The sequence below is a fragment of the Streptomyces amakusaensis genome (genome assembly GCF_039532665.1).
In the GTDB taxonomy this organism is placed as follows: Bacteria; Actinomycetota; Actinomycetes; order Streptomycetales; family Streptomycetaceae; genus Streptomyces; species Streptomyces amakusaensis.
Window position 1 is genome coordinate 177,436 of sequence record NZ_BAAASB010000004.1, and the last position, 23,600, is coordinate 201,035.

Below are 23,600 nucleotides of genomic sequence, written 5' to 3' on the forward strand. Positions count from 1 at the left end.
GCCGATTCCCGGTCGTCAGTCGGTGACGCCGTAGTAGTTGGTGAGGAACTGCGCGATCTCCTGGGCATACGGCAGGAGCTGCGGCAGATGGGTGGTCAGCGCCGTACGGGTGGCGTCCGCGAGGGCGGACTGCGAGGTGGTGGCGGTGGAGACGTAGGGGTCGAGTCGGCGGATGAGTTCGTAGTTGCTGGGGATGTCGACGGAGCGGAGGGCGCCGTCCAGCGGGGGCGCTCCTGCCGGAGGAACGGCCGGCAGAATCCGGGAGACGTAGGTGACCCGGTGCAGCACGCGCCAGCACGGGGGCCTGCGAGAGCTGTGGCGGGCCTGTCGCAGGGCGGTGGCGTTCGGGACGGTGCTGTTGGCGAGCCAGGTGGGGTCGACGACCTTGCGGTAGAAGTCGTCGAAGTGGTCGGTGTCCTGGCCCAGGTAGAAGGTCATGAAACGGTAGGCGTCCACCTTGCCGGGGACGAGGACGGGCTTGTTGGCGGAGTCGTACCTGGGCTGTCCGTTCTCGTACTTCTGGAGGTCCCGGGTCGGGTCGCAGACCACCTCCAGGGTGTGGGTGCGGGTGGACTCCTTGGCGCGCTGGCGGGTGACGGTCATCGCGCCGCCGAGGGAGGCGTCGAACTGGAGGCCGACGCCGACCCCGGCGACCTCGAATCCCGCCTCCAAGGAGGCCGTCACGGACCCGGAGACGCTGTAGGAGCCGCCAATGGTCTCGGTCACCACGTCGGTGGTCCCGGTCGTCTCGGCGAAGAAGCCGCCGTCGGCGGTCCAGACATAGGTGTTGGCGATGTTCCGGTTGGCGAAGGCACCGGTTGACTCGGTGGGCGCCTTCCTCCCGGGAGTGTCCGGCGGAGCGCCCACGAAGGACTCCAGCACCTTGCCCGCGCGCTCCCCGGTGGGGTCGGGGTCGTGGGTCTCGGTGGAGACGCTGTTGTAGTAGTTCTCCAGCTCCTGCCGCTCCCGCAGGATCCGGCGCTTGATCGTGTATGCCTCGCGGGGCTTGAAGTAGCTGTGCTCACCGCGCTGGGAGGCGTTGGCGTAGGAGGGGTCGAGCACCTTGCCCTGCGCGTTGAAGCCCACCGCGCCGTCCAGGGTGCCCTGCTTGGTGTACTGGGGGTTGATGGGGAAGGTGATGATGTTCCAGTCCTTGGGGATGTCCGGATTCGGCAGGATCCGGTAGGCCACCAGGGCCCCCGAGTGCGCGAGACGGAGCGCGTACACATCGGCGGTCTCGGACTGGACGAGGGCGTAGCCGTTGTTCGTGGGGACGAAGCGGCGGCCGATGTCGCCGTTCAGCAGGGAGGAGGGATTCTCCCAGGCCCCGGTGAGGCCGGCGGTGGTGTCGCGGGTGGTGCTGGTGCCCTGGGAGACGGAGGTCTCGTCGGTCCAGGCGTTGGAGAACTCGAAGCTCCCCCCGATCCGTGCTTTCACCGACACATCCGCGATGGGCGTCCCGGTACCGAAGCCGAGCGGCGCCAGGATCATCAGGACCTGGGCGTCCACCTCCAGTCCCGCCGCCATGCTGAAGGCGGCGCTGACGCTCCGCTCACGGCCCGAGGAGAGGGTGGAGGTCACCTCGTCCGCCTGCCGGAAGGTCACGGAGGAGGCACCGGTGGGGTCGGTACCGCCGGTGAGGTTCTCCGACGGAACCGGTGGCGCACCCTCGATGTAGCCGATCAGCTGGGGATCGAACTGCACCTGGCCCACCCACTCGCTGACGAGCTCGCCGACCTTGTAGCCGGTGGTCAGATGCCAGGCACCGTCGCTGAGGTGGGTGTAGGCCCGCTTGAGCACCCCGGAAGCCTCACCGCTGGCGGTGTACTGGAGATCGGCGTACTCGACCGAGCCGGGCGGAGCGGAGATCGACTGGTGGAAGGGGGTGCGGACACCCGCGAGCGCCGAGCGGACGGCGGATGTGTCGCTGGAGACGGGCGCGGTGGAGAGCACCACCCGGGGCCGGGTGGCATCGGTACCGAGGCCGAGGTGGTTCCCCCGGAGCGAGTGGTCCCGTACGGTCTCGGCGGTGGCGGTGGTGGAGTCGCTGTCGAAGGGCCAGTAGCCGATGAGGTCCTGCTTGTCGCCCTTGAGGCGGGTGAAGAGGCTGTCGAGCAGCTGCTCGCGGGTTCGGGAGGTGCGCCAGACGCGGACCTCCTCCAGGGTGCCGTCGAAGAACTCGCCGGCCGTCCCGGAACGGACCACGGCCCCCAGCGTGAGCTGTTCGTCGCCCCAGTCGCCCAGCGAGCCGGCGGCGGGGGTGTCGAGGGGGACGGCCTGCCCGTTCCGGTAGATCAGGAACCGGCTGGCCAGCGGGTCCGGATCGGTGGCCCAGCGGGCGCGGCGGAGCTTCAGGTCGTGGCCGCCGGCGATGTCGGCGGTGGTGTTCCCCTCGTTCTCCTCGAAGGTCCAGCGGGCGAGGAGCCCTTCGTCCCGGGGCTGGAGGGCGGTGCCGAGCTGGTTGGTGTCCCGTGCCCTGCCCCAGATCCGCACCTCGCCGATGGTGCCCTTCAAGGCGTGGACGGCGGTGCCCTCCAGGGCCCGGCCGATCTCCAGCGGCCCGTCGTTGCCCCGGGGGCCGGGGCCGGTGTAGCGGACGGTGCCGATCTCCGTACCGTCGACGACGAAGCGGATGTCGTCCCATGCCTTGGCGTCCACTCGTTCGACCACGTCGACGTTCCTGGTCTGGGCGGCACCGGCGGAGTCCGTGTAGGTGATCTGGCGGGTGCCCTTGATCTCCTCGGTGGCGCGCCCGGCCCGGCGCACCACCGCGAACCGGTGGAAGACACCGGTGGTGACCGCCGTGGTGGAGGTGAACCGTTTGACGACGGCGCCGGGCTCCTCGAAGGCGAACTCCAGTTTCCCGTCCGACCGGACGGCGAACTGGTAGGGGACGCTGCCGCCCTCCCCGTCCCCCAGCCGCCCCTTGGAGACCAGCCCTTGGCGTCCCCCGAGGGCGTCCACGGTGCCGAAGACCTCCAGGGTGAGATCGCCCGTCACGTCCAGCTGGTCGGCGTCCGGGGTCTCGGCCCAGGACGATCCGTCGAAGCGCAGCGCCCAGGACTGCTCGTGGACCACCGCGAGATGGGACCACTCCCCGCAGGTGTAGACCTCACGGCTGCTCCGTGTCTTGTCGCCGACGGCCGCGTGGACCCGGTAGCTGCGCAGCGCGGACTCGGCCGCCGCCGGGGTGCCCCAGACCTGGCCATGGCGTTCCTGGCCGCTGATGTCGGTGAGCTGACTGGTCGTGGGGCGGGTGGAGTCGAAGATCCAGGCGCCGGTGAGCCCGGGTTCGCGGGGCCAGACCCGGCGTCCCCTGTCGGCGTTGATGTCGGCGGCGGAGCGGGCCGTGCTCCAGGTGCGCAGCTCGGCGAGGTGTCCGGAGAAGGCAGCGCGGTTCCCGGTGTCGGCGCGGCCGACGATGAGGGGGCCGGTGCCGGAGGGGACGGCGGTGGCGGTGCGGCGGCCGACCTCCACACCGTCCCGCAGGATGATCTGGGTCCTGGTGGCGCGTTCGAAGGTGACGGCCCAGTGGTGCCAGGCCCCGTCCGTGGTGGTGCCGGTGGTGGTCAGCACCTGTCCGGTGAAGCCGAAGGTGAAGGCCCCGGTGCCGGTGAATCCGATGGCGAGTCCGTTGCTGCCGCAGGAGACGGCGATGTCCTCGACCGTCCGGCCGGCGGTGCGCCTGAGCCAGAGTTCGACGGTGAAGTCGCCGCCGGTCGGGTCGGCTCCGGCGATATCGGCCGCGACGCCGCTGCCGAGGGTGATGCCTCCGGCGAGCGGGGCGTCGGTGAGGGCGAGGGTGGCCTTGGTCTCGCCGCGCCGCAGCTGGACGACGCGGGAGCGGGGGGAGCGGGCGAGGGCGGGCTTGATCCACGCCTCGATGGTCAGATCGCCGCCGGCGGTGGCCTGGTCGAGCCGTTCGGCGGGGAGGGAGAGCCGGCTGGCCGTACCGTCGAAGAGGAAGGACCTGCCCGGGGAGTCCCCGCGCCAGCGGCTGCCGTAGCCGGTGATCCGGTTGCTCGCGGTGCCGTTGGGGACGGTGAGATCGGCCTTGTCGGCGCTGACCGTGATCCACTGGGAGCCCTTGGCCAGGGAGGTACCGGGGCGGGAGGCGGTGGCCCGCGCGGTGTCGTAGCGGGTCTGCGTGACCGTGGTTCCCGCGGTCAGTCCGGCCGGCGGCGAGGGCACCACTCGTACCGTGGTCGAGCCGACGGGGGCGGCGGCGGTGACGAGATAGGTGGTGTCGCCGATCCGCAGATAGGACGGGGCGGGGACGGCGAGCGTGCTGGGCTGGGCGAGGCGGACCTGGTCCCCGCTCACGCTGGCGACCGTGCCGACCGCGACCGGCTCCTCCGAGGTGCCGTTGACGACGGCGGCCAGGTCGCGGGCGCGGCGCGGCAGCCGGGTGAAGGTCTCGGTGTCGCTCCCCCGCGTGATGGTGAGGTCGCAGAGCCCGGCCACCGCCGCGTTGTTGACCAGGGAGTCGGTGATCCTGATCTGGGCGGTGCCCAGGTCGACCCCGGGGTCACGGGCGGTGAAGAGGGTCGTGAGTCCGTTCCCGGTGAGCTGCTGCGCGCCCCTCACCACGGAGGTGTCGAGATAGGCGGCGAAGAACTGGCCGTTGGTGCCGTGGAAGTAGAGGACCACCCGTCCGGAGGCGCTCTCCGTCAGATGGGGGGTGGTGGCGGTGCGGGCGAAGCCCAGCAGTGCGCCCGCGCTGCTCAGCCCGCTGGTGTCGAGGGCGATGTGCGGCACCGGGAGGACCAGCTCCGCCGCGCCGAGGAGGCCGTTGGTGAGCCGGGCCAGCTCTTCCCGGGCGAGGACGGCCTCGGCCCGCTTGGCCTCCAGATCGCGGGTGCGCTGGGTCAGTGTGGTGGTGAGGACGGCCACCCGGTCGATCTTGATCTGGGTGAAGGGGTCGGGGGCGATGCCGACCTTTTCGACGGTGTAGGGCCAGTAGGCGTCCGCGCTCAGGCTGCCGGAGGCGAGCCAGGTGCCGGTGGCGACGTTCTGGAGCTGTACGTACGATCCCCAGCTGCCCTGGACGTACCACTGCGCGGAGGCGGGGATGGTCCCGGTGAGGGAGTACTGGGCCAGGACGGCACTGGTGCCCTGGGCCTCGGCCACCAGACCGCCCGAGTCCATCCGGACCAGGACGGCGACGGGGTTGTTGTAGCGTCCGGCGACCCCGGGGAGCGCCATCAGATTCCAGTTGGCGGGGGAGCGCTCTCCCCGCAGTCCTTCCCCGGCGGCCGCCCTCCCGTAGTTCGTCGACAGATAGGAGGTGGTGAAGGAACTGGAACCGGTACGGAGGCGGACGGACCACTTCGTCGGGTCGTTGGCGGCACCCGCCTGGGCCGCCGCGATCTCCGTGTCCAGGGTCGCCTTCTCCCTGGTGAGGTTGGCGATCTCCGTCTCGATGACCGAGATCTCCTGTTCCAGCTGCGGGATCTTCCGCTCCTGGGCGCTGACCCGGTCCGAGGTCTCCTCGACCGGGCGTCCGACCTCGGCGAGGGTGACGACATCGGGGATGGCCGCGAGCCGGCCGTCCACCCCGACAGCGAAGTCGACGGTGGCGACCTGGGCGTCGGCCGTCGTGCTGCCGCCGGGCCGGGTGGCGCAGGCGAGCAGCACCCGGGCCTGGCGCTTGGCGGGCTTGGCGGCCTCCTCGTAGCCGGAGGTGACGTTCTCCTGCTGGTAGTAGAGGGAGGCGGCGAGGCCGGAGACCACATCCCGCCCGGCGAGGGTGAAACTGTCGCGGCGGATGCCGGGGTGGTCGCCGACCGGGGCCTCGGAGGTGACCCAGGTGGTCGTGCCGGTCAGGGTGCCCTGGGTGGCGTTGTCCGTCTGGTCGTAGAAGAAGGTGCCGGAGCCCTCGTCGAACCGGTAGTAGCCGATCAGACCCGGCTCGTTGCCGATCAGCCGGTAGCCGCGCTCGTCGGAGAGTTCGGACCGGGAGCGGACCCTGTTCCAGATCCGGATCTCGTCGAGGCTCCCCTGGAGGAACCCGCCTGCCTGGTTGGCCCCGACACGGAGTTCGGCCGTGCCGTCGGTGGGGTAGGCGAGGGTCGCGCTGGTCCTGAACTCGCCGTTCACATAGAGACTGGCGACCCTGCCGTCGAAGACGGCGGCGACATGGGAGTAGGCGTTGACGGTGATCGCCTGGGCGGCGGTGACCGAGCCGCCGCTGTGGTCGAGCACCAGATCGCGGTTGGCGGTGATCCTGAGCTGGAAGCCGCCCTGTCCGGAGCCGGTCCAGCGGGCGAGCACCGGACCTCCCGCCGCCTGCGGCCTGACCCATGCCTCGACGGTGTAGGCCTGGCCCCGGAACTTCAGCTTCTCCGCGGTGCCGAGTGCGCCGAAAGCGTTGGTCCCGTTGAAGGTGAGCGCGGTCTCGGCGAGCTGGCCCTCGGGAGCGACCGGGACCAGGGGATTGCTGGTGAACGGGCAGAGCCCCGGGGAGCGTTCGAAGACGGAGGCCCGGTAGCGGGCGTCGGGGCTGGTCCAGTAGCGGCTGCCCTGGGTGTTGAAGAGGCCGTCGGAGCCCTGCTCGACATTGAAGGAGTCGATGCGCCGGGTGGAGCCGTTGTACGCGAAGAGCTGCCAGCGCTGCTGTCCCTGGACGGCGGTGGGGGTGAGGACAGCGGTGAACCGGCCCTCGGTCAGGTTCCGGATGAACGCCAGCTCCTGGGTGGGCTCGTGGAAGGGCCTGCCGTCCATGTCGGCGGCGCCCAGGCTGTCCTTGGCCGAGTCGGGCTCCGTCCGGTGGCGGCTGCGTTTGTACCGCACCTCCGTCACCGGCTTCAGCCGCCCGTCGACCAGCAGGAAGCGGTCGCACAGCAGGGTCTCCGCGACCAGGGGTGCCTTGGCCCCGGCGGTCAGTACGTAGTCGGTACGGGAGGGGTCGCCGGAGACCCCGCCGCCGCTGAGGGTGAAAAGGGCGTCGGTGTGCGTGGAGCCGACGGCCTGCCGGAGGACGACCACATGGGTGCCGTCGGAGAGCACCTGGAAGGGCACGGCGGCGGTGAGCCGGGCGGTGGTGGAGAGGAAGCGGTCGGTCTCCTCCGGTTCCAGTTCCTCGCTGTCGCCGGCCTCGGTCCGTCCTCCCTTCTTGACCACGGGTAACACGGTGGCGCCGACCACGCCGTGGCCGACCTTGACGATCTCCCGGGGGAAGGGCAGCTCGGTGGGGTTCTCGGACCAGTAGGCGGAGTCGAGTTCGCCCCGGGAGGGGTCCTGGGTGGCGAGGTCGAGCACGGTGTAGACGATGCGCCGCTGTTCGTCCAGGGCGAAGGCGAGGGCGGTGCCCTGGTGACGGACCATCGTGGTGTGGCGGTAGACCCGGTCGCTGTAGGTCTTCAGCAGACTCTGATCGGAGGTCATGGGAATCCGTTCTGTCATGCCGGTGGTGTCCGCGGTGCACGGGTTGGATTCCGGAAGGAGGACCGGAAGCACGAGGGAAAGTCGAACACGTGACGAAGGTGTCCAGATATCGAACGGAACGCCAATGACCGATTAACGCGAGGTCATGAAGTGGGAACCTTTCCCTCCGTGACCTCCGCGAGCGCCTTGCTCGCGCGCGGCGGGTTGGCCGGAACGCGCGGCGGGGCCCCTGCCACCGCCCGGGGGACATGGCGCGCGGCGGCGCGAACGCACGCGGGCGGCTCGCCCGGGTGGCCCGAACGCACTCGGGAGCGGCGGGCGGGCCCCGGCGGGCCCGACTGGAACTCCGGGTGCGCATCCGGACAAGGATTTCCGATGCAGGAACGATTCCGGTGAGGAAAGTGTGTCCCCGCGTGATGATCGTTCGAAGATCGACCGCCCGATAAGTCAATTGTTCGGTTTCCGTCGCCCTTCAGATGTCACGGAAGATCTCGATCTGCGCCCCACCGAGTTCAGCCGCTCCGCCGGCTCCTCGTAGCCGCGGTTGAGCACGGACACGTTTCCGAAGCTTGTGCCGGGGCACGCGCGACGCCGGCCGCCAGCGAGGAACGGACCTCGACGGTGCCGACGACCAGCACGGCCTCCACGATGGCCGTCCCGGTCCGGCACACGAGCGACCCCCGCGCGGGCGAGGGAGGCACCGTTTAGTCGGATTTACCGGTAATGCTGCGATTCCGGCCAGGGAGGGGAACACTTAAGTGTGCCGTGAGGCCGGCACAGGTCTCGCGGCGGTTCCCCGAGGCCGGCCGGGCGCGGTGGTCCGAACGGCCTCGCGGGAGCAAAGGCGCCCCCTGGCGGGAACACGGGGGCGGCAGAGGTGCGTGCGTCACACACGTAGGGAGAGTGACAACGCTATGAGCGGGATGCAGTTCGGCATCTTCACCGTGGGTGATGTGACCCCCGACCCGACCACGAACCGTACGCCGACCGAGACGGAACGCATCCGGGACACCGTGGCCATCGCGAGGAAGGCGGAAGAGGTCGGCCTCGACGTCTTCGCCACCGGTGAGCACCACAACCCGCCGTTCGTTCCCTCCTCGCCCACGACACTGCTCGGCTACATCGCCGCGCTGACGGAACGGATCATCCTTTCCACGTCGACCACGCTGATCACCACCAACGACCCCGTCAAGATCGCCGAGGACTTCAGCGTGCTCCAGCACCTGTCCGGCGGACGGACCGATGTGATGCTGGGGAGAGGGAACACCGGACCCGTGTATCCCTGGTTCGGCCAGGACATCCGCAAGGCGATCCCCCTGACCGTCGAGCACTACGGACTGCTGCGCCGCCTGTGGCGCGAGCAAGTGGTCGACTGGGAGGGGGAGCTGCGCAGCCCACTCCAGAGTTTCACCCTGGCTCCCCAGCCCTTGGACGGCATCCCTCCCTTCGTGTGGCACGGCTCCATCCGCACCGCGGAGATAGCGGAGCTGGCGGCCTACCACGGGGACGGATACTTCGCGAACCACATCTTCTGGCCCGCCTCCCACACCCGCACGATGGTCGAGCTCTACCGCAAGCGCTTCGCGCACTACGGGCACGGAACACCGGAGGCGGCCATCGTCGGCCTGGGCGGACAGGCCTTCATACGCCCCAACAGCCAGGACGCGGTGCGGGAATTCCGTCCCTACTTCGACAACGCGCCCGTGTACGGTCACGGACCGTCGCTGGAGGAGTTCGCCTCGCTCACACCACTGACGGTCGGCTCTCCCCAGCAGGTGATCGAGAAGACCCTCGGTTTCCGCGAATACGCGGGCGACTACCAGCGCCAGCTCTTCGTCGTCGATCACGCCGGGCTGCCGCTCAAGACGGTGCTGGAACAACTGGACCTCCTGGGCGGGGAGGTCGTGCCGGTGCTCCGCAAGGAGTTCGCCGTCGGCAGGTCGCCCGACGCTCCCGACGCACCTACCCATCAGTCACTGCTGCGGGCGCGCGACGCGGGCACCGGATCGTCGGCACCGCGGAATCCGGAGAGCTGAGAGGAGCGCACGAGATGACCACCACGATCGCGATCATCACCGCCGGACTGCGGGAGCCCTCTTCGACGCGCATGCTCGCCGACCGGCTGGAGTCATCGGCGCGCACGGAACTCACCCGCGCCGGGCACACCGTCGAGTCCTCGTTCGTCGAGCTGCGCCCGCTGGGGCGCGCGATCATCGACGCGATGCTGAGCGGCTTCCCCACCACGCCCCTGGAGGAGGCATTCGACACCGTCGCCGGAGCCGACGGAGTCATCGCCGTCACTCCCGCGTTCAACGCCTCCTTCAGCGGACTGTTCAAGTCGTTCTTCGACATACTGCCGGAGGACACTCTCTCCGACATGCCCGTACTCATCGGCGCGACCGGCGGAACCGAACGGCACTCCCTCGTACTCGAACACGCCCTGCGGCCGATGTTCTCCTATCTGCACGCCATCGTGTCCCCTCGAGGCGTCTACGCCGCCACCGACGACTTCGGCTCCCACGAGAGCGGCACAGCCCTGGCCGGGCGCATCAACCGTGCGGCAGCCGACTACGCCCGCCTCGTCCAGGGCTGCGGCCCCCGGCAACGGCAGGACTCCCTCACCGAGGACATCGCCGCCATGGAGCGGCTGCTCCAGCGCGACCCGCCATGAACACCTGTCAGGTTCCGCAAGAGGTTCCCTGTGGGACGGTCGGCCGCAGCCGACAGGAAGCACGGCTCAGCCCCTGCGGCACAGAACCCTGTACCGGTCGGCCACTTCGTACGGCTGTCCGTCTACGCCCTACTCGCAGGCGATACCGTCGCCGTCCCTGTCGAGGTGTGGGCCGAACCCAGGATCGCCCCTGCGAATGGGGTCGGCACCGGCAGCGCGAACCGCCGTGCAGTTCTTGTAGTAGACGTTTCCTCCACCCCCGCCCGTACTGGTGGACCCGTCGGAGCTGTCCTTCGTCGGAGTCGGAGTGCGGCTCGGAGTCCGGGTCGGAGTCGGGGGCGAGGTCCGGGTCCGGGTCGGAGTCGGAGTCGAGGTCCGGGTCGGAATCGGGGTCGCCTTGCCCTGATCGTTCCCCTCGCGCGCCGGGGACGTTGCCGGGGGTGTCGTCGGCGGGGCGGTGACGGTACGAGTGGCCGTGACCGTGGGACCGGGGACGGCCTTGGTCTTCACCACATCATCGGGCGCGCACGCCCCGACGATCGCTGCGAGGACGAGGGTGATGGCCACCATGCCGCCGCAGCCGAGCAGAGTCTTCCGCTTCCCGTCGGGCGAGGTGCCGTCGCCCGCCGCGGGCGGCGGTGTCGGCCCGTAGGGATTGGGAGGGTACGCATTGCTCACGGGCAGGTCTCCTCGATCTTGACAGCTCCGAAGTCGACCATCTTGGACGGATCGGCCGCTCCCGGAGCAGGGGTCTGGGAGCAGACCTTCCAGTTCCGGTCCAGCACCTGCATACGGCCCTCGCCGGTCGCGTCGTGCGAGCCGAGCAGATAGAAGCCCGCAGCCTGGGCCGCGTCCTGCGCCGCCTGGAGCTGCTGCCCCACCAGGTTCGGCAGCCTCTCCGTGTCCGTGCTCGTGTCCTTGTCCGCCCGCGAGGCCGGAGTCGCGGCCTCGGTGCCGGCCGGCTTCGGCTTCTTCGGCTGAACCGGTGCCGCGGGCTCCTCGGCCTTGGGGGTGACGGTCACCGTCACCGTCTTCGTGACCGTGGGCCCCGGTACCGACTTGGTGACCGTCTTCGGGGTGGGGGAGGCGGCGGACCCGATAAGCCCGATGACCAGGACGATGAAGAGCAACCCGCCACAGCCGAGAGTGGCTTTCTGTTTACCGCTGAACCCCTTGGAAGGCGCGGGAGGGCCGACAGGCGGCGGATATGTGGGCATGGCCAAAGCGAAACTCCGGGAAGCGTGTCGTTCAAGAATGAACAAGGTAAACAGATCGGCGTCCCCGCATCAGACGAATGGGCGGATCGAGACCGCTCCGAGATCAACGGGGGGGGAGGCCACCACCTGCACGCTGACACTCAGTCACAGCACCGGCCGACTGGCGACTGACGAGAGCTTCACCATCTCACTGGTGCCAAGGACATTGGCTTCCGGAATGGCCAGCTGCCCCGCATCCGTACCCGGCGCACCCGTGGTCGAGAACACCAAAGGCAAACGCGCCCGCCACGTACCCACCGCGGAGGAGATCTTCCCTCCCGTCGCCGAACGGATCCCTGCTCACCGCTGCCCACACCCCGGCATGTCCCAGATCACCAGCGCCGGGCCGCCCTCACGGCCCACCTCAACCCCGTCCGCGCGCCCCAGCCCGTCACCGGAAGGCGCCGCTGGACCGTGCGGTCCCCAGGAACGACGGAAAGGCGGTACCGGATTTCTCCGATACCGCCTCCGACCTGCGAAAACGCTGGTCGGGACGACAGGATTTGAACCTGCGACCCCTTGACCCCCAGTCAAGTGCGCTACCAAGCTGCGCCACGTCCCGTTGCCCGTCTGACCTGGGGTTTCCCCTGGCTGAACGCGCATGAGAACAATACCGCACTCGGAGCGGTGGTCACGAACCACCGGCCGGAGGGGGCGGCCGGGAGGCACTCGGGCACGATCCGGGACAAGGCATGCGTTCCCGACACCAGGGGGCGGGGGATCGAGGGGGGCCGGAGGGTGGTGCGGGAGCTTTTTATGGGTGTTTTGGCGCACCCGGCGTGAAAACGGCTCACGAGAGAGGTGCCGCACGCCCTGGAACATGACGGGAGGACCCCCGGCACTCCCCGGCACTCGCCCGCATACTGGGGCAAAATCATGGTGCCCCCGCCCTCGGGGACGGGGGCGCGCGGCCAGAAGCACGCCTTCTCGCGCGCTGCTCGCGACCTGTCCTGTTGCGCACGCTGACGGATGCCCCAGTGCGCTGGTACGGCTGGTTCTGTACTCCGGGCGTGCCGCCCGGATGCACCCGCTTCCGGCCAGGTCTATGCCGTATCGGTTCTTCAGATGGTGTCGGATGCCGTAACTGTGTACGCCTGAGACGGCTCGCTGTCGCCCGATGCCCATGCACCAGGAATCCATTGCCGTTGGCATGTGGCACACATCCGTGCGGAGGGAATGCCGTACGGCAGAACCGAGGTGGTCGGCCTCTTGGTACGGGGGACCACTGTCGATGCACCACCTGCTCGAACAATCGCCCGAGCAGGCGTTTCGCAGAGGGAGGCTCGTGATGGACGGGTACTTCACCAATCCGCTTCACCATCGGCTGCGTGGCCGTGTCAGAGATTTCGCCGAGAGGGAGGTGCGCCCGAGGATCCCCGCGATGGAGGCATCGCGCACGGCGCACCGCGAGCTGTCGCGGCTGATAGCCCGGCAGGGCTGGCTGGGCGCGACGATCAGCCGTGACCACGGGGGGATGGGCGCGGGACATCTGGCCAAGACGATCATCATCGAGGAGCTGTCCCGGGTCAGCGGGGCGATGGGCGCGATGGTGCAGGCGTCCCAGCTGGGCGCGGCGAAGATCGTCCACTTCGGGAACGAGGAGCAGAAGAAGAGCTGGCTCCCGCTGATCTCCGCGGGCGACTGCCTGCCGACGATCGCCGTCACGGAGGCGGAGTCGGGCGGCCATGTGCTGGGCATGGCGGCGACCGCCGTACGGGACGGCGACGAGTACATCCTCAATGGACGGAAGGTGTACGTGGGCAACAGTCACGTCGGCGATCTGCACGGGGTGGTCGTCAGGACGGGCCCCGGGTCGGGAGGGCTGACCGCTTTCCTGGTCGAGTCGGACCGGCCGGGATTCAGCACCGGGGAGCAGCTCCCGGCCATGGGGCTGCACGGTTTCAGCTTCGGTGAGCTGTTCTTCCGGGACTGCCGGGTGCCGGTGCGCAATCGGCTGGGGGCGGAGGGTGACGGTCTCGCCGTCGCGTACTCCTCCAGCGTGCTGTACGGGCGGGCGAATCTCACGGCGGTGTCGCTCGGGATCCATCAGGCGATCCTCGACGAGACCACAAGATTCTGCGCCCAGCGGCATCGCTATGGGAAGCCGCTGCACGACCTACCCTCCATCAAGCTGAAGCTGGGCAAGCTCCAGTCGAGCCTGATGACCGCGCGTCTCGCCGCGTACCACGCCGTACACCTCCTCGACCAGGGGCTGCCGTGTGACGCGGAGCTGATGAACGCCAAGCTGATCAATGTGGAATCGGCGATCGACTCGGCGCGCAGCGCCATGGAGATACACGCGGCCGCCGGCCTCTTCACCGACCGGCCGATCGAGCGCTATCTGCGTGACGCCCTGCACATGTTCGCCCCGGCGGGGACTTCGGACGTACAGCTGCTGCGTCTCGCGGAGGTCGCGCTCGGCACGGTGAAGGGCCAGTGGTCCCAGCGGCTGTCCGAGACGGTACGGCTGGAACCGGCGGTCTGAGCGAATGGGCCGGCCTGGAGAGGTGGCGTCCCCGGGAGAGCCGGAGGAACCCCCGGGGAGCCGCGCGGCGGGCCGGGCGCTCAGATCGTGCCGTCCTCACGGCGGTGGATCTGCTCGATCAGCTCCGCGGCCAGGGCTTTGATCGTCTCCAGTCCGGCCCGGCCCCAGGGCCTCGGCTCGGTGTCGACGACGCAGATCGTGCCGAGTGCGATCCCGGTACGGTCGATCAGCGGCGCGCCGAGGTAGGAGCGGATGCCGATCTCGTCGACGACCGGGTTTCCGGCGAATCTCGGGTAGTCGCAGACGTCCTCCAGCACCAGGGCTTTCCGCCGTACCACCACATGGGGGCAGTAGCCGTGGTCACGGGCCATGAACCGGCTGACCTCGCTGCCGGCCGCGGCGGCGGCCGACAGATCGGCGCCGTTGTGCTCGCCGGAGGGGGTGTGCAGCCCGGCGAAGTACTGCCGGTTCTCGTCGATGAAGTTGACCATGGAGTAGGGGGCGCCGGTCACCGCCGCGAGGTGGTCCGCGAACTGGTCGAAGGCGGGGTCCGGGCGGTCGCCGAAGCCGAGCTGACGCAGCCGCCGCACCCGCACCGGCGCTTCCCGGTCGATGGGGGTGAGAAGCAGATGGCCGGTGGGGTGATACGTCATGTCGGAGCTCCAAAGCTCGGGGCCGGAGTCGAAGTCGGGGCCGAGGCCGGGGTCGGGGTCGGGTCGGAGGTGGGGGCGGCGGGGGCGATGGTGGTGAGAAGGAGGTGCTGGACGAGCGTGACCAGGGTCCCGATGCCGGAGCTGGCGATCCGCGCGTCGCACATCACGACGGGGACATGGGGCCCCAGGTCGAGCGCCGCGCGGACTTCGTCGGGTTCGTAGCGGTACGCGCCGTCGAACTCGTTGACGGCCACGACGAATCCGATGCCCCGGCCCTCGAAGAAGTCCACGGCGGAGAAGGAGTCCTGGAGCCGGCGGGTGTCGGCGAGGACGACCGCCCCGAACGCCCCGCTGGACAGCTCGTCCCACATGAACCAGAAGCGTTCCTGGCCGGGCGTCCCGAAGAGGTAGAGCACATGGCGCTCGTCGAGGGTGATCCGGCCGAAGTCCATCGCGACGGTGGTGGTGGACTTCGACTCGACGCCGTAGAGGGGGTCCGTCGCCATGCCGACCTGGGTCAACAGTTCCTCCGTGCTGAGCGGTTCGATCTCGCTGACCGCGCCCACGAAGGTGGTCTTGCCCACCCCGAAGCCTCCCGCGACAAGGATCTTCAGGGCGGTGGGGAAGGCGTCGTACGGCAGGGAGCCGTCGACTTCAGAGCCGTCGTCGTAGGCCATCGAGCACTGCCTCCAGCAAGGAACGGTCGGTCGGGGGGTGGTGGCGGCGGGGGGCCCGGGCGGTGACGGCGCCGCACTCCACGAGGTCGGAGAGCAGCACCTTGGTCACGGCGGCGGGGAGCCCCAGATGGGCCGAGATCTCGGCGACCGAGATCGGACCGCCGCACAGGCCGAGCGCCAGCGCGTGCTCGGGGCCGAGATTCTCCCGGGGGGCGGCCCCGGTGGCCATCACCAGGGAGAGCAGGTCCAGTTCGGCCGTGGGCCGGGTGCGCCCGCCGCTCACCGTGTACGGCCGGACGAGCCGGCCCGCCGCATCGTCCAGCAGCGGCCCGTCCGGCGGGAAGGGCACGGTCAGCGACCCGCAATGCTCGGCGCCCCGCTCGACTGTCTGGCCGGGGTGGTCAGATACGGCCGTACGCTCTTCACGAGCATCGCCATCTCGTAGCCGAGCACGGCGGCGTCCGCCTCCCGGCCCGCTAGGACGGCCAGGCAGGTGCCGGAGCCGGCGGTGGAGACGAACAGCAGGGTGGAGTCGAGTTCCACGACCACCTGGCGCACCTCGCCGCCGTCCCCGAAGCGCGCTCCGGCGCTGCGGCCCAGGGAGTACAGGCCGGAGGCGAGGGCCGCCAGATGGTCGGCGCTGTCGGGGTCCAGTCCGTGGACGGATTTCACCAGGCCGTCGGAGGAGAGCAGTACCGCGTTGCGGGTGTACGGCACGCGCTGGACCAGACCGCTGAGCAGCCAGTCGAGGTCCGAGGATTGGCCGTTCGGCGCATCACTCGCCATGGTGCATCTACTCCTTGGAGGTGTTGTCTTGGCGCTGTGGTTCGGGATGCCGGGCCCGGGCCCGGGCGTTCGCCGGGGCCGGCTCCGATTCCGGGGCGGGTGCGGTGCCCGCGCCCCGGGGCGCTGTCGCCTCGGCGAGTTCGATGCCTCGCTGGAAGGCGGCCATCAGTCCGGGGTCGGCGATGGCGTGGTCGTCGTCCTTGCGGATCGGCGGACCCATTCTGAGCTGCGGAGCTATGTGCTCCTGGCTGCGCCGCCTGGGGAGTTGGGGGCGGCCCAGGCTCTCTTGGACGACTCCGATGGGCACGACCGGCAGGCTGGGCCGTTCGGTGGCGGGCCGGGCCGGGGGCCGTGATCGCAGATGGGCCCCGGGGCGGGCGGCGGCCGGATTGGGGCGGTCGACGTGCTCGGCCCGCACGGGCAGCGGGGCGAGGGTCCTGGGGGTGCTGTGCACCGGTGAGGACGGGGGCCGCTCGGGCGGCTGGGCGGCGGGCTGCGGCCGGGGTCCGGGGCGGGCGGCGGCGGGCGGCTCGGGCGCGGCGGCCGGCCGGTGGTGGGGGTGGGGGCGCTCCGGGGGTGTCGTCGCGGTGCGGGCGGTGAGGGCGGGCCGGGCCCGGTCGTGGCCCACGGTGTCGCCGGTGGAGGTGGTGTCGATGTGCTGGAGCCCTCCCGGCTCGGCTCCGAGCAGTCCTTGCGGGACGACGAGGATGGCCTGGATGCCTCCGTAGATGTTCGACTGGAGGCGGACCGCGATCCCGTGTCTGCGGGCCAGGGCGGAGACGACGAAGAGGCCGATGCGCCCGTCCTGGAGCAGCCGGGCGACATTCACCTGATCGGGGTCGGCCAGGAGTGCGTTCATCCGGTTCTGTTCGTCCATGGGCATGCCGAGGCCCCGGTCCTCGACCTCGACGGCGATGCCGGCCGTCACATGCTGGGCGCGGAGCAGCACCTGGGTGTGGGGGGCGGAGAAGGCGGAGGCGTTCTCGACCAGCTCGGCGAGGAGGTGGATCACATCGGCGACGGCGTGGCCGCGCAGGGTGCCGTCGATCGGGGGGACCAGCTTGACCCGGGGGTACTGCTCGACCTCGGCGATCGCGGAGCGGAGGACCTCGGTCATGGTGACGGGGTTGGACCACTGGCGGCGGGAGATCGCGCCGCCGAGCACGGCGAGGTTCTCCGCGTGGCGGCGGATGCGGGTGGCGAGATGGTCGACGTGGAAGAGGCCCTTGAGCAGCTCGGGGTCCTCCACCTCGTTCTCCAGCTCGTCGAGGAGCTGGATCTCCCGCTGGACCAGCGACTGGAGCCGCCGGGCCAGATTGACGAAGACCTCCAGCTTCTGTTCGTTGCCGACGCTGCTGGAGAGCTTGGACGCCTGGACCACGGAGGCCACGGCGGTCTCGTGCGAGCGGCTCAGCCCCAGCGCGAGCTGGTCCAGTTCGTCCGCGTTCGGGGGTGGCTGCGGCAGGGGGCGGGAGGGGGGCGGTCCGTCGCCGCGCCGGAGCCGTTCGACCACGGTGCGCAGGTCGGCCTGGCGGCGGTCGGTGGAGCGGCGCAGCGAGGAGAGGCGGTGCAGCAGTGAGGAGGCCATGCGGTCGGCGCCCAGGGCTGCCGCCGCGACGGCGGCGACGGCGAGGGCGGCGGTGGCGGTGAGCACGGCCCACAGCGCCGCGGACGGCGGCGGTGCCGTGCTCCGTACGGTGAAGGTGACGGCGGTCGCGCCGCTCAGCGCGGCGACGAGTGCGGGGAGCACCGCCGTGCGGAGCAGGCGTGGGCGAATGCGGTTCTCCGGGGTGGGCGGGAGGGGACGCGGTCTGTCCGCCGAGGGGGCGGGGCGGGTGTCTGACCGGCCGTGGCGCCCGCCCTCACGGCGGTCCGGCCGCGTGACGGGTGCGCGTAATGGAGACATCTGCGTCCTTGGTACGTGGGGGTCCCAGGGTTCGGCATGCGTACTCGGGGGATCGGCTGTGCTGGGTGTGGGGTCCGGCTCGGACAACGGCGTACGGCACGGGCGTTGGAAGCCCACCGTTGATCACTGGCCACACACAGTAGTCGCCCGATGAGCGTGGACGACGGGGAGTTGACAAAGTTCCCCGCTATTCACCCCGCTCTGGTATGAGGCACCGCACTCCGGTGCGAAAAGAGCGGGCCGTTCCGGCCGGGCGGGCGGCGACTGACAGCGACGAACGGGGGTCCGGCGCGGCACGGATCGCCTCCACGGGGGCGGACTCACGACCAGAAAATTAAACAGTCGTTTCAATTGATACGATCGTTCAAGTTTTGGTCCGCGTTTCCCGCCGGTCGACACGGAGGCCCCGTCATGCCCGCTCAGCTGTTCCGATCCCGCCCCGCCGACGGCGGTGGCCGACGTGGCTAATCCGTACGGCGCGCTGTTCCGGGCCCCGGGCTCGGTGGCCTTCTCCCTCGCCGGCTACATCGCCCGGCTGCCCATGGCGATGGCCGGGATCGGCATCATCACGATGCTGTCCGAGATGCGCGGCGAGTACGGTCTCGCCGGTGCCGTCGCCGCCGCCTTCACGCTGTCGACGGCCCTCCTCGGCCCCCAGATCTCCCGTCTCGTGGACCGGTTCGGCCAGGGGCGGATACTGGTTCCCGCCATGGGCGTGAGCGTGCTGTCGATGGGCGCTCTCCTGCTGTCCGCCCGCTACGGGGCCCCGGCCTGGGCCCTCTTCGCCTGCGCGGTCCCGGCGGGCGCGCTGCCCAACATGGCCGCGATGGTCCGGGCCCGCTGGACCCATCTGTACCGGGACGATCCCCGGCTGCACAGCGCCTTCTCCTTCGAGTCGGTGGTGGACGAGCTGACCTTCGTGGTCGGCCCCGCGGTGGCCGTGACCCTGTGCACCGCGCTCTTCCCCGAGGCGGGTCCGCTGGCCGCGGCAGCGCTGCTGGCGGTCGGAGTCCTGCTGTTCGTACCGCAGAAGCGGACCGAGCCTCCCGTGCTCCCGCGCGCCGGGGGGAGCGGCGGGGGCGGCTCGGCCATCCGGATCGGGGCCCTGCGGCTGCTGACCCTCACCCTGGTCGCCGGCGGCGTGATCGTGGGCACGGTGGACGTGGCCGGTGTGGCCTTCGCCAAGGAGCAGAACATGGCGGCCGGGGCCGGCGTCGTGATCTCCGCCTACGCCATCGGCTCGGCCGCCTCGGGACTCGTCCTCGGCGCCCTCGAACTGAGGACCCCGCTCCCCCGGCTGCTTCTGCTGGGCGCCGTGGGCACGGCGCTGACCACCCTGCCGTTCCTGCTGGCCGACGATGTCGGGTCGCTGGCGGCGGCGGTCTTCCTCGCCGGTCTCTTCTTCTCCCCCACCATGATCAGCATCATGGGGCTGGTCGAGAAGACGGTGCCCGCGGCCAAGCTCACCGAGGGGATGACCTGGGTGATCACCGGCCTCAGTGTCGGCGTCGCGCTGGGGGCGGCCGTCTCCGGGACCATGATCGACGCGTACGGCCCCGGCGGGGGCTTCCTCGTCGCCGTCGCGGCCGGGTTCGCCCTCGTACTCCTCGCGCTCGTCGGCCACCGCCCGCTCCTCGCCCGGACCGGCGGCCGGACGGAGTCCCCCGAGGCCGCCGAGGCGGAGTCCACCGGGCGGACGGAGGCGCTCTGAGGGGCCGTCATCGAGATCCCGCCGCCCCCGGGAACGGCACCCGCGAGCGGGTATCGTCTCCGGGGAATCGGCGTCGCGGCGGCCGGTCCCGGCACGAGGTCGCGGAGAGACCATCGGGAGAGAGCAATTGCGAGAGCCGACCACCGACGGCCGCCTGGCCAAGGGTGAGCGCCGCAAGCGGGAGCTGATCGAGGCGACGCTCCGGGTCGTCGCACGCGAGGGCGTCGCGGGCGTCAGCCACCGCGCCGTCGCCCGCGAGGCCGAGCAGCCCGCCACGGCCGCCGCCTACCACTTCAAGAGCATCGACGACCTGCTCACCGCGGCCCTGACCTCCTGCATGGACGAGGACGCCGACCGGATGCGGCGGCTCGCCGCGGAGGTGGACGGCACCGACACCAGCCTGCGCGCCCTCGCCCGGCTGATGGCCCAGGTGGTGTCCGTGCCCGACCGGCTGCTCGCCGAGTACGAGCTTTTCCTGCTGGCCGCCCGCCGCCCCGGCCTCCGCGGCCCCACGGGACGCTGGATGGACGCCCTCGCGGACTTCGCGCGCAGCTACACCTCCAGCCCGGTACGGATCCGGATCCTCGTCGCCGTGGTCGACGGCATGCTGATGCAGGCGCTGCTGACCGACACCCCGCCGACCGCCGACGAGTACGAGACCGTGCTGCGGGAGATCCTGCTCCCCTCGGGCGGCCCCGGAGAACCCGGCGAAGGGGGCGACGGCCCGCTCTGACCGGCGGGCGGGGAGACGGCCGCCCGACGTCAGTGGTCGGCGGCCAGCTCGACCTCTCCCAGGGCCTCCCCCTGTGTCACCCCCGGCTCCGCGCGGCGACGCCACGGGCGCGCCAGCGGTCGGGACACCTCGCGCCACCAAGGAGCCGTCGGCAGCTGCCCGGCCGGCTCGAAGGGGCGGCCGGGGCCGGGGAACGCGACCGCTTGGCCGGCCTCCTCGGCGACGTCGTTCATCCACTCGACAGGCTCCGCCCACGCGTGCAGGGCCAGGTTGAAGGTGCCCCAGTGGATCGGCAGCAGCACACCCGCAGGCCGGTCCCCCTGGAGGTCGAGATGGGCCTGAAGCCCTTCGGCGGGCGTCATGTGGATGTCCGGCCAGGCCCCGGGGGCCGGTGTGGTGTCCGTGTGCCCCTTGGGCCAGTACTGGCTGTAGGCACCGATCTGGATCATGGTGGCGTCGAAGGGGCCGTGCTCGGCGCCGATCTCCCGGAAGCCGGGGAAGTATCCCGTATCACCGCTGTGGTAGATCCGGTGCTCGGGGCCCGCGACGACCCAGGACGCCCAGAGGGTGTGCTGCTGATTGCGCAGCCCGCGACCGCAGAAGTGCCGGGCCGGGGTGGCGGTGAACCGGAGGCCGCCGACCTCCGCCGTCTCGTTCCAGTCCAGCTCGCGCAGCCGGGCGGGGGCCACGCCCCATCGCTCCAGGTGCGCGCCGACGCCGAGCGGGACCGCGAAGACCGTGCCGGTGGAGACCAGGGCCTTGATCGTGGGCAGATCGAGGTGGTCGTAGTGGTCGTGGGAGATGACGACCACATCCACGGGACCGAGGGCGGCGAGCGCCGCGGGCGCGGGATGGAACCGCTTGGGTCCGGCGAAGGAGAACGGCGAGCAGCGCTCCCCCCAGACCGGGTCGAACAGCACCCGCCGGCCGCCGATCTCGGCGAGCACGGTGGAATGCCCCATCCAGGTGAGGCGCAGCCCGGATGCCGGGGGCTCGGCCAGATCGGTGAGCGTGGTGGGGTGCAGGGGGATCGGGCCCTCGGGAGCCCTGCGGGCCCGGGCCTCCTTCTCGAAGTAGATCTTGGCGAACTCGGTCAGGGGCACGCCGGACGGTCTGGTCCTGGCCGCGACGGGATTCTGGAAGACTCCGTCCGCGAAATTGGGCGAGCTTCTGATCCGGTCCATCCGCGCTCCGGCGGGATCGGCGCCGAAGGCGGCCGACCGCAGGGAGCGCAGCCGGGATCTCAGCGGGTGGGGCGAACCGGCGCCGGTCACGGCACCTCCTGGTGTCGGGTCTTCTCATTATGTGCGCGGGCTGTGACAGTGCGGCGTGCGGATCGGCCGCACGGGCGGCGTCCCGGGCCTCCGGGGCGTCACGGTCGGAGCAACGTGCGCGGCGGCCCCGATGTTCCTGCGCCGCGGGTTCGGGGGCGCGCGGCAAGGCCGCCGAAAGGGGCACAGAACGGCTGAGCCCCTTTCCTCGTCTTCCGATTCCACCGCCTCCCGCGAAGATCGCCTGTGTAAGGTGTCGCCGTGGCAAGAGTCCGGATGAGCGTGGCGGAGCGGCGTGCGGAACTCCTCGCCGCCGCCGTCGAACAGATCGAGCGGCGCGGTGTCGCCGCGGTGCGAATAGCCGATGTCGCCTCGGCGCTCGGGGTGAGCAACGCTCTGGTCCTGTACCACTTCTCGACCAAGGAGAAGCTCCTGGCGGCGGCCTTCACCCATGCCGCCGACGGAGACCTGGCCCATCTGCGCAAGCTGCTGGGCCGCCGCACCTCCGCGCTGCGCCGGCTGCGCGCCGCCGTCCGCTGGTACGCGCCGACCGGCACCGCCAAGGGCTGGCGGCTGTGGATCGAGGGCTGGTCGGTGGCGCTGCGTGAGCCCGCGCTGCGGGAGGTGACCCGCGGTCTCGATCAGCAGTGGAAGGCCGCGCTGACCGAAGTGATCGCGGAAGGCGCCGCGAACGGCGAGTTCCCCTGCGCGGACCCCGCCTCGGCGGCCTGGCGGCTCACCGCCTTCCTCGACGGGCTCGCCGTGCAGATGACCTCGTACGCCGGCTCCCTCACCCGGGCGGCGATGCTGGAGTGGACGGACGAGGCGCTCGCCCGGGAACTCGGGCTGCCGCGCGAGGCCCTCACCGCCGCCACCCGCTGACCGCCGCCGGTCCCGGGACCCCGCCCCCGCTCAGGTCTGGCGCAGTGGTTCGTACGCCTCCTCGGTGAGCCCGAAGGTCCAGGCGACGCCCTCTCTGGCGGTCCTGGTGGCGGGCGGCACCCGCAGCCAGTAGGTGCGGAAGGATCCGTCCGGTTCGGCGGTGGAGTTGACCACCTCGACCATCACCACGTCCTCGTCGCCGCTCAGCTCTATTCGCCAGAGCACACCGGTCTCGTCGCGGTGCAGGGGCCGGGCCCGGGACTCGGCGAGATAGCGGTCGTAGCCGTAGAACTCCAGCATCACCCGGCGCAGTTCGGCGTTCTCCTCGGCGCGTATGCGCTCGGGGGTGAGCGAGGGCAGCTCCTTCAGGAACTCCGCGGGCACCGGCATGCCGCGCCAGGCGTGGAGCCCGAAGCCGTCGGCGAAGGCGAGCGCCGGGCCGGTGCCGCTGTCCAGCCGGCCTGCCTCGTCCCGGTGCAGCTCGACCGGGCGTTCACAGACGACCACGGCGTTCTCGTAGGGCCACCACCAGCCGGCGTGGGCAGCGACGCGGGCGAGTCCTTCGAGCCGTTCGCCGCGGCCGTCGAAGGCGGCGAGCCAGGCCGCGTCGTGCTGTCCGAGAACGGCGTCCAGGAGGATCATCCGGATCTCGGTCTCGACGGCGGACATCTCGACCAGCGGCAGCCGTCCGCCCCCCGGGACGGTGGCGGACGGTGTGTCCGCGGCGGACGGCTCGGTCAGCTCGGCCACGACCGCCTCGCGGATCCGCTCGGCCAGCGCGCGGGTGCCGTCCCAGAGCAGGGCGCCGGTCACGCTCCACAGCTCCGTCCAGCCCGCGGGCCCCAGTTCGTCGTGGACCCGGCGGCGCTCCTGGGCCCAGGGCAGGGTGCGCACTCCCTCCCGGACCGGGCGGCCCGCGTCCTTCAGGGCGCGGACGGCCTCCACGCCCGCGCGGGGCGAGTCGGCCCAGATGATCCGCTCAGGCTCGGCGAGCCCCGCCGTGCGGTAGGCGAGGCGGATGCCGTCCTCGGCCGCCGGGCGGTCCGCCGGTCCGGTCGCCGCCGCCACGGTCCGCCACTTCTCCATGTCCTGCATGTGTCTCCCCGTCCCTGTCGCCCGGCCGTCGGCCGGCCTCGCTGTGCGCTGCGCGCTGTTCGATCGGTGTCGTGCTCAATCGCGGATG

Annotated in this window: 16 protein-coding genes and 1 tRNA gene; 6 read left to right on the forward strand and 11 right to left on the reverse strand. The window is 71.0% G+C overall.

All coding sequences use genetic code 11. The features are described from left to right. Positions 1 to 15: 15 nt before the first annotated feature. Positions 16 to 7,386: a LamG-like jellyroll fold domain-containing protein gene (locus ABD371_RS08335; RefSeq protein WP_344474404.1), complete on the reverse strand. Its 7,371-nt coding sequence runs from the start codon at positions 7,384 to 7,386 to the stop codon at positions 16 to 18. A 923-nt stretch (positions 7,387 to 8,309) separates the two neighbouring features. Between ABD371_RS08335 and ABD371_RS08340 the strand changes: the two genes are divergently transcribed. Together ABD371_RS08340 and ABD371_RS08345 are read left to right on the forward strand one after the other, a co-directional pair. Next, entirely contained in the window at positions 8,310 to 9,422 is a 1,113-nt protein-coding gene (locus ABD371_RS08340; RefSeq protein ID WP_344474978.1) for a CE1758 family FMN-dependent luciferase-like monooxygenase, read from the forward strand. Positions 9,423 to 9,436: 14 nt separating this feature from the next. Beyond that, the gene (locus ABD371_RS08345; protein WP_344474406.1) at positions 9,437 to 10,057 is read left to right on the forward strand and encodes an FMN reductase; all 621 of its coding nucleotides are present in this window, start codon (positions 9,437 to 9,439) and stop codon (positions 10,055 to 10,057) included. Positions 10,058 to 10,186: 129 nt separating this feature from the next. Here the strand turns inward: ABD371_RS08345 and ABD371_RS08350 are convergent, their stop codons facing one another. From ABD371_RS08350 to ABD371_RS08360, 3 genes are all read right to left on the reverse strand, one after another. Continuing rightward, entirely contained in the window at positions 10,187 to 10,735 is a 549-nt protein-coding gene (locus ABD371_RS08350; protein WP_344474409.1) for an excalibur calcium-binding domain-containing protein, read from the reverse strand. After that, the gene (locus ABD371_RS08355) at positions 10,732 to 11,187 is read right to left on the reverse strand and encodes a hypothetical protein (RefSeq protein WP_344474413.1); all 456 of its coding nucleotides are present in this window, start codon (positions 11,185 to 11,187) and stop codon (positions 10,732 to 10,734) included. Before ABD371_RS08355 ends, ABD371_RS08350 begins: the two co-directional genes overlap by 4 nt. 611 nt (positions 11,188 to 11,798) lie before the next feature. Continuing rightward, positions 11,799 to 11,875 (reverse strand) — tRNA-Pro (locus tag ABD371_RS08360). A 726-nt stretch (positions 11,876 to 12,601) separates the two neighbouring features. On the opposite strand from ABD371_RS08360, the gene ABD371_RS08365 reads away from it, so the two are divergent. Further along, positions 12,602 to 13,798: an acyl-CoA dehydrogenase family protein gene (locus ABD371_RS08365; protein WP_344474415.1), complete on the forward strand. Its 1,197-nt coding sequence runs from the start codon at positions 12,602 to 12,604 to the stop codon at positions 13,796 to 13,798. 80 nt (positions 13,799 to 13,878) lie between these two features. On the opposite strand, the gene ABD371_RS08370 is transcribed toward ABD371_RS08365, so the two are convergent. The 5 genes from ABD371_RS08370 to ABD371_RS08390 are packed head-to-tail and all read right to left on the reverse strand — an operon-like array spanning position 13,879 to position 17,820. Further along, positions 13,879 to 14,451, reverse strand: coding sequence for a GAF domain-containing protein (locus tag ABD371_RS08370; protein WP_344474418.1), 573 nt, complete (start codon positions 14,449 to 14,451; stop codon positions 13,879 to 13,881). Continuing rightward, positions 14,448 to 15,128, reverse strand: coding sequence for a GTP-binding protein (locus ABD371_RS08375; protein WP_344474421.1), 681 nt, complete (start codon positions 15,126 to 15,128; stop codon positions 14,448 to 14,450). Before ABD371_RS08375 ends, ABD371_RS08370 begins: the two co-directional genes overlap by 4 nt. Continuing rightward, positions 15,106 to 15,477 carry a DUF742 domain-containing protein gene (locus ABD371_RS08380; protein WP_190126946.1) on the reverse strand — a complete coding sequence of 124 codons (372 nt, stop codon included), beginning with the start codon at positions 15,475 to 15,477 and terminating at the stop codon, positions 15,106 to 15,108. Before ABD371_RS08380 ends, ABD371_RS08375 begins: the two co-directional genes overlap by 23 nt. Positions 15,478 to 15,479: 2 nt before the next feature. Further along, positions 15,480 to 15,914: a roadblock/LC7 domain-containing protein gene (locus tag ABD371_RS08385; protein ID WP_344474426.1), complete on the reverse strand. Its 435-nt coding sequence runs from the start codon at positions 15,912 to 15,914 to the stop codon at positions 15,480 to 15,482. Between the two features lie 7 nt (positions 15,915 to 15,921). Beyond that, positions 15,922 to 17,820: a sensor histidine kinase gene (locus ABD371_RS08390; protein WP_344474429.1), complete on the reverse strand. Its 1,899-nt coding sequence runs from the start codon at positions 17,818 to 17,820 to the stop codon at positions 15,922 to 15,924. A gap of 460 nt (positions 17,821 to 18,280) precedes the next feature. Here ABD371_RS08390 and ABD371_RS08395 point away from each other — a divergent pair, with 460 nt between their 5' ends. After that, positions 18,281 to 19,531 (forward strand): MFS transporter, encoded by a 1,251-nt coding sequence (locus ABD371_RS08395; protein WP_344474432.1) that lies wholly within the window; start codon positions 18,281 to 18,283, stop codon positions 19,529 to 19,531. Between the two features lie 127 nt (positions 19,532 to 19,658). Continuing rightward, positions 19,659 to 20,264: a TetR/AcrR family transcriptional regulator gene (locus tag ABD371_RS08400; protein ID WP_344474436.1), complete on the forward strand. Its 606-nt coding sequence runs from the start codon at positions 19,659 to 19,661 to the stop codon at positions 20,262 to 20,264. A gap of 29 nt (positions 20,265 to 20,293) precedes the next feature. Here ABD371_RS08400 and ABD371_RS08405 read toward each other — a convergent pair whose 3' ends face one another. Next, on the reverse strand, positions 20,294 to 21,538 hold the full coding sequence (locus ABD371_RS08405; RefSeq protein ID WP_344474439.1) for an MBL fold metallo-hydrolase: 1,245 nt from the start codon (positions 21,536 to 21,538) through the stop codon (positions 20,294 to 20,296). A 258-nt stretch (positions 21,539 to 21,796) separates the two neighbouring features. On the opposite strand from ABD371_RS08405, the gene ABD371_RS08410 reads away from it, so the two are divergent. Then, on the forward strand, positions 21,797 to 22,417 hold the full coding sequence (locus ABD371_RS08410) for a TetR/AcrR family transcriptional regulator (protein WP_229869501.1): 621 nt from the start codon (positions 21,797 to 21,799) through the stop codon (positions 22,415 to 22,417). 30 nt (positions 22,418 to 22,447) lie between these two features. Here ABD371_RS08410 and ABD371_RS08415 read toward each other — a convergent pair whose 3' ends face one another. Continuing rightward, positions 22,448 to 23,512, reverse strand: a complete 1,065-nt coding sequence (locus tag ABD371_RS08415) for a DUF6745 domain-containing protein (RefSeq protein WP_344474444.1) — start codon at positions 23,510 to 23,512, stop codon at positions 22,448 to 22,450. Positions 23,513 to 23,600 lie beyond the last annotated feature (88 nt).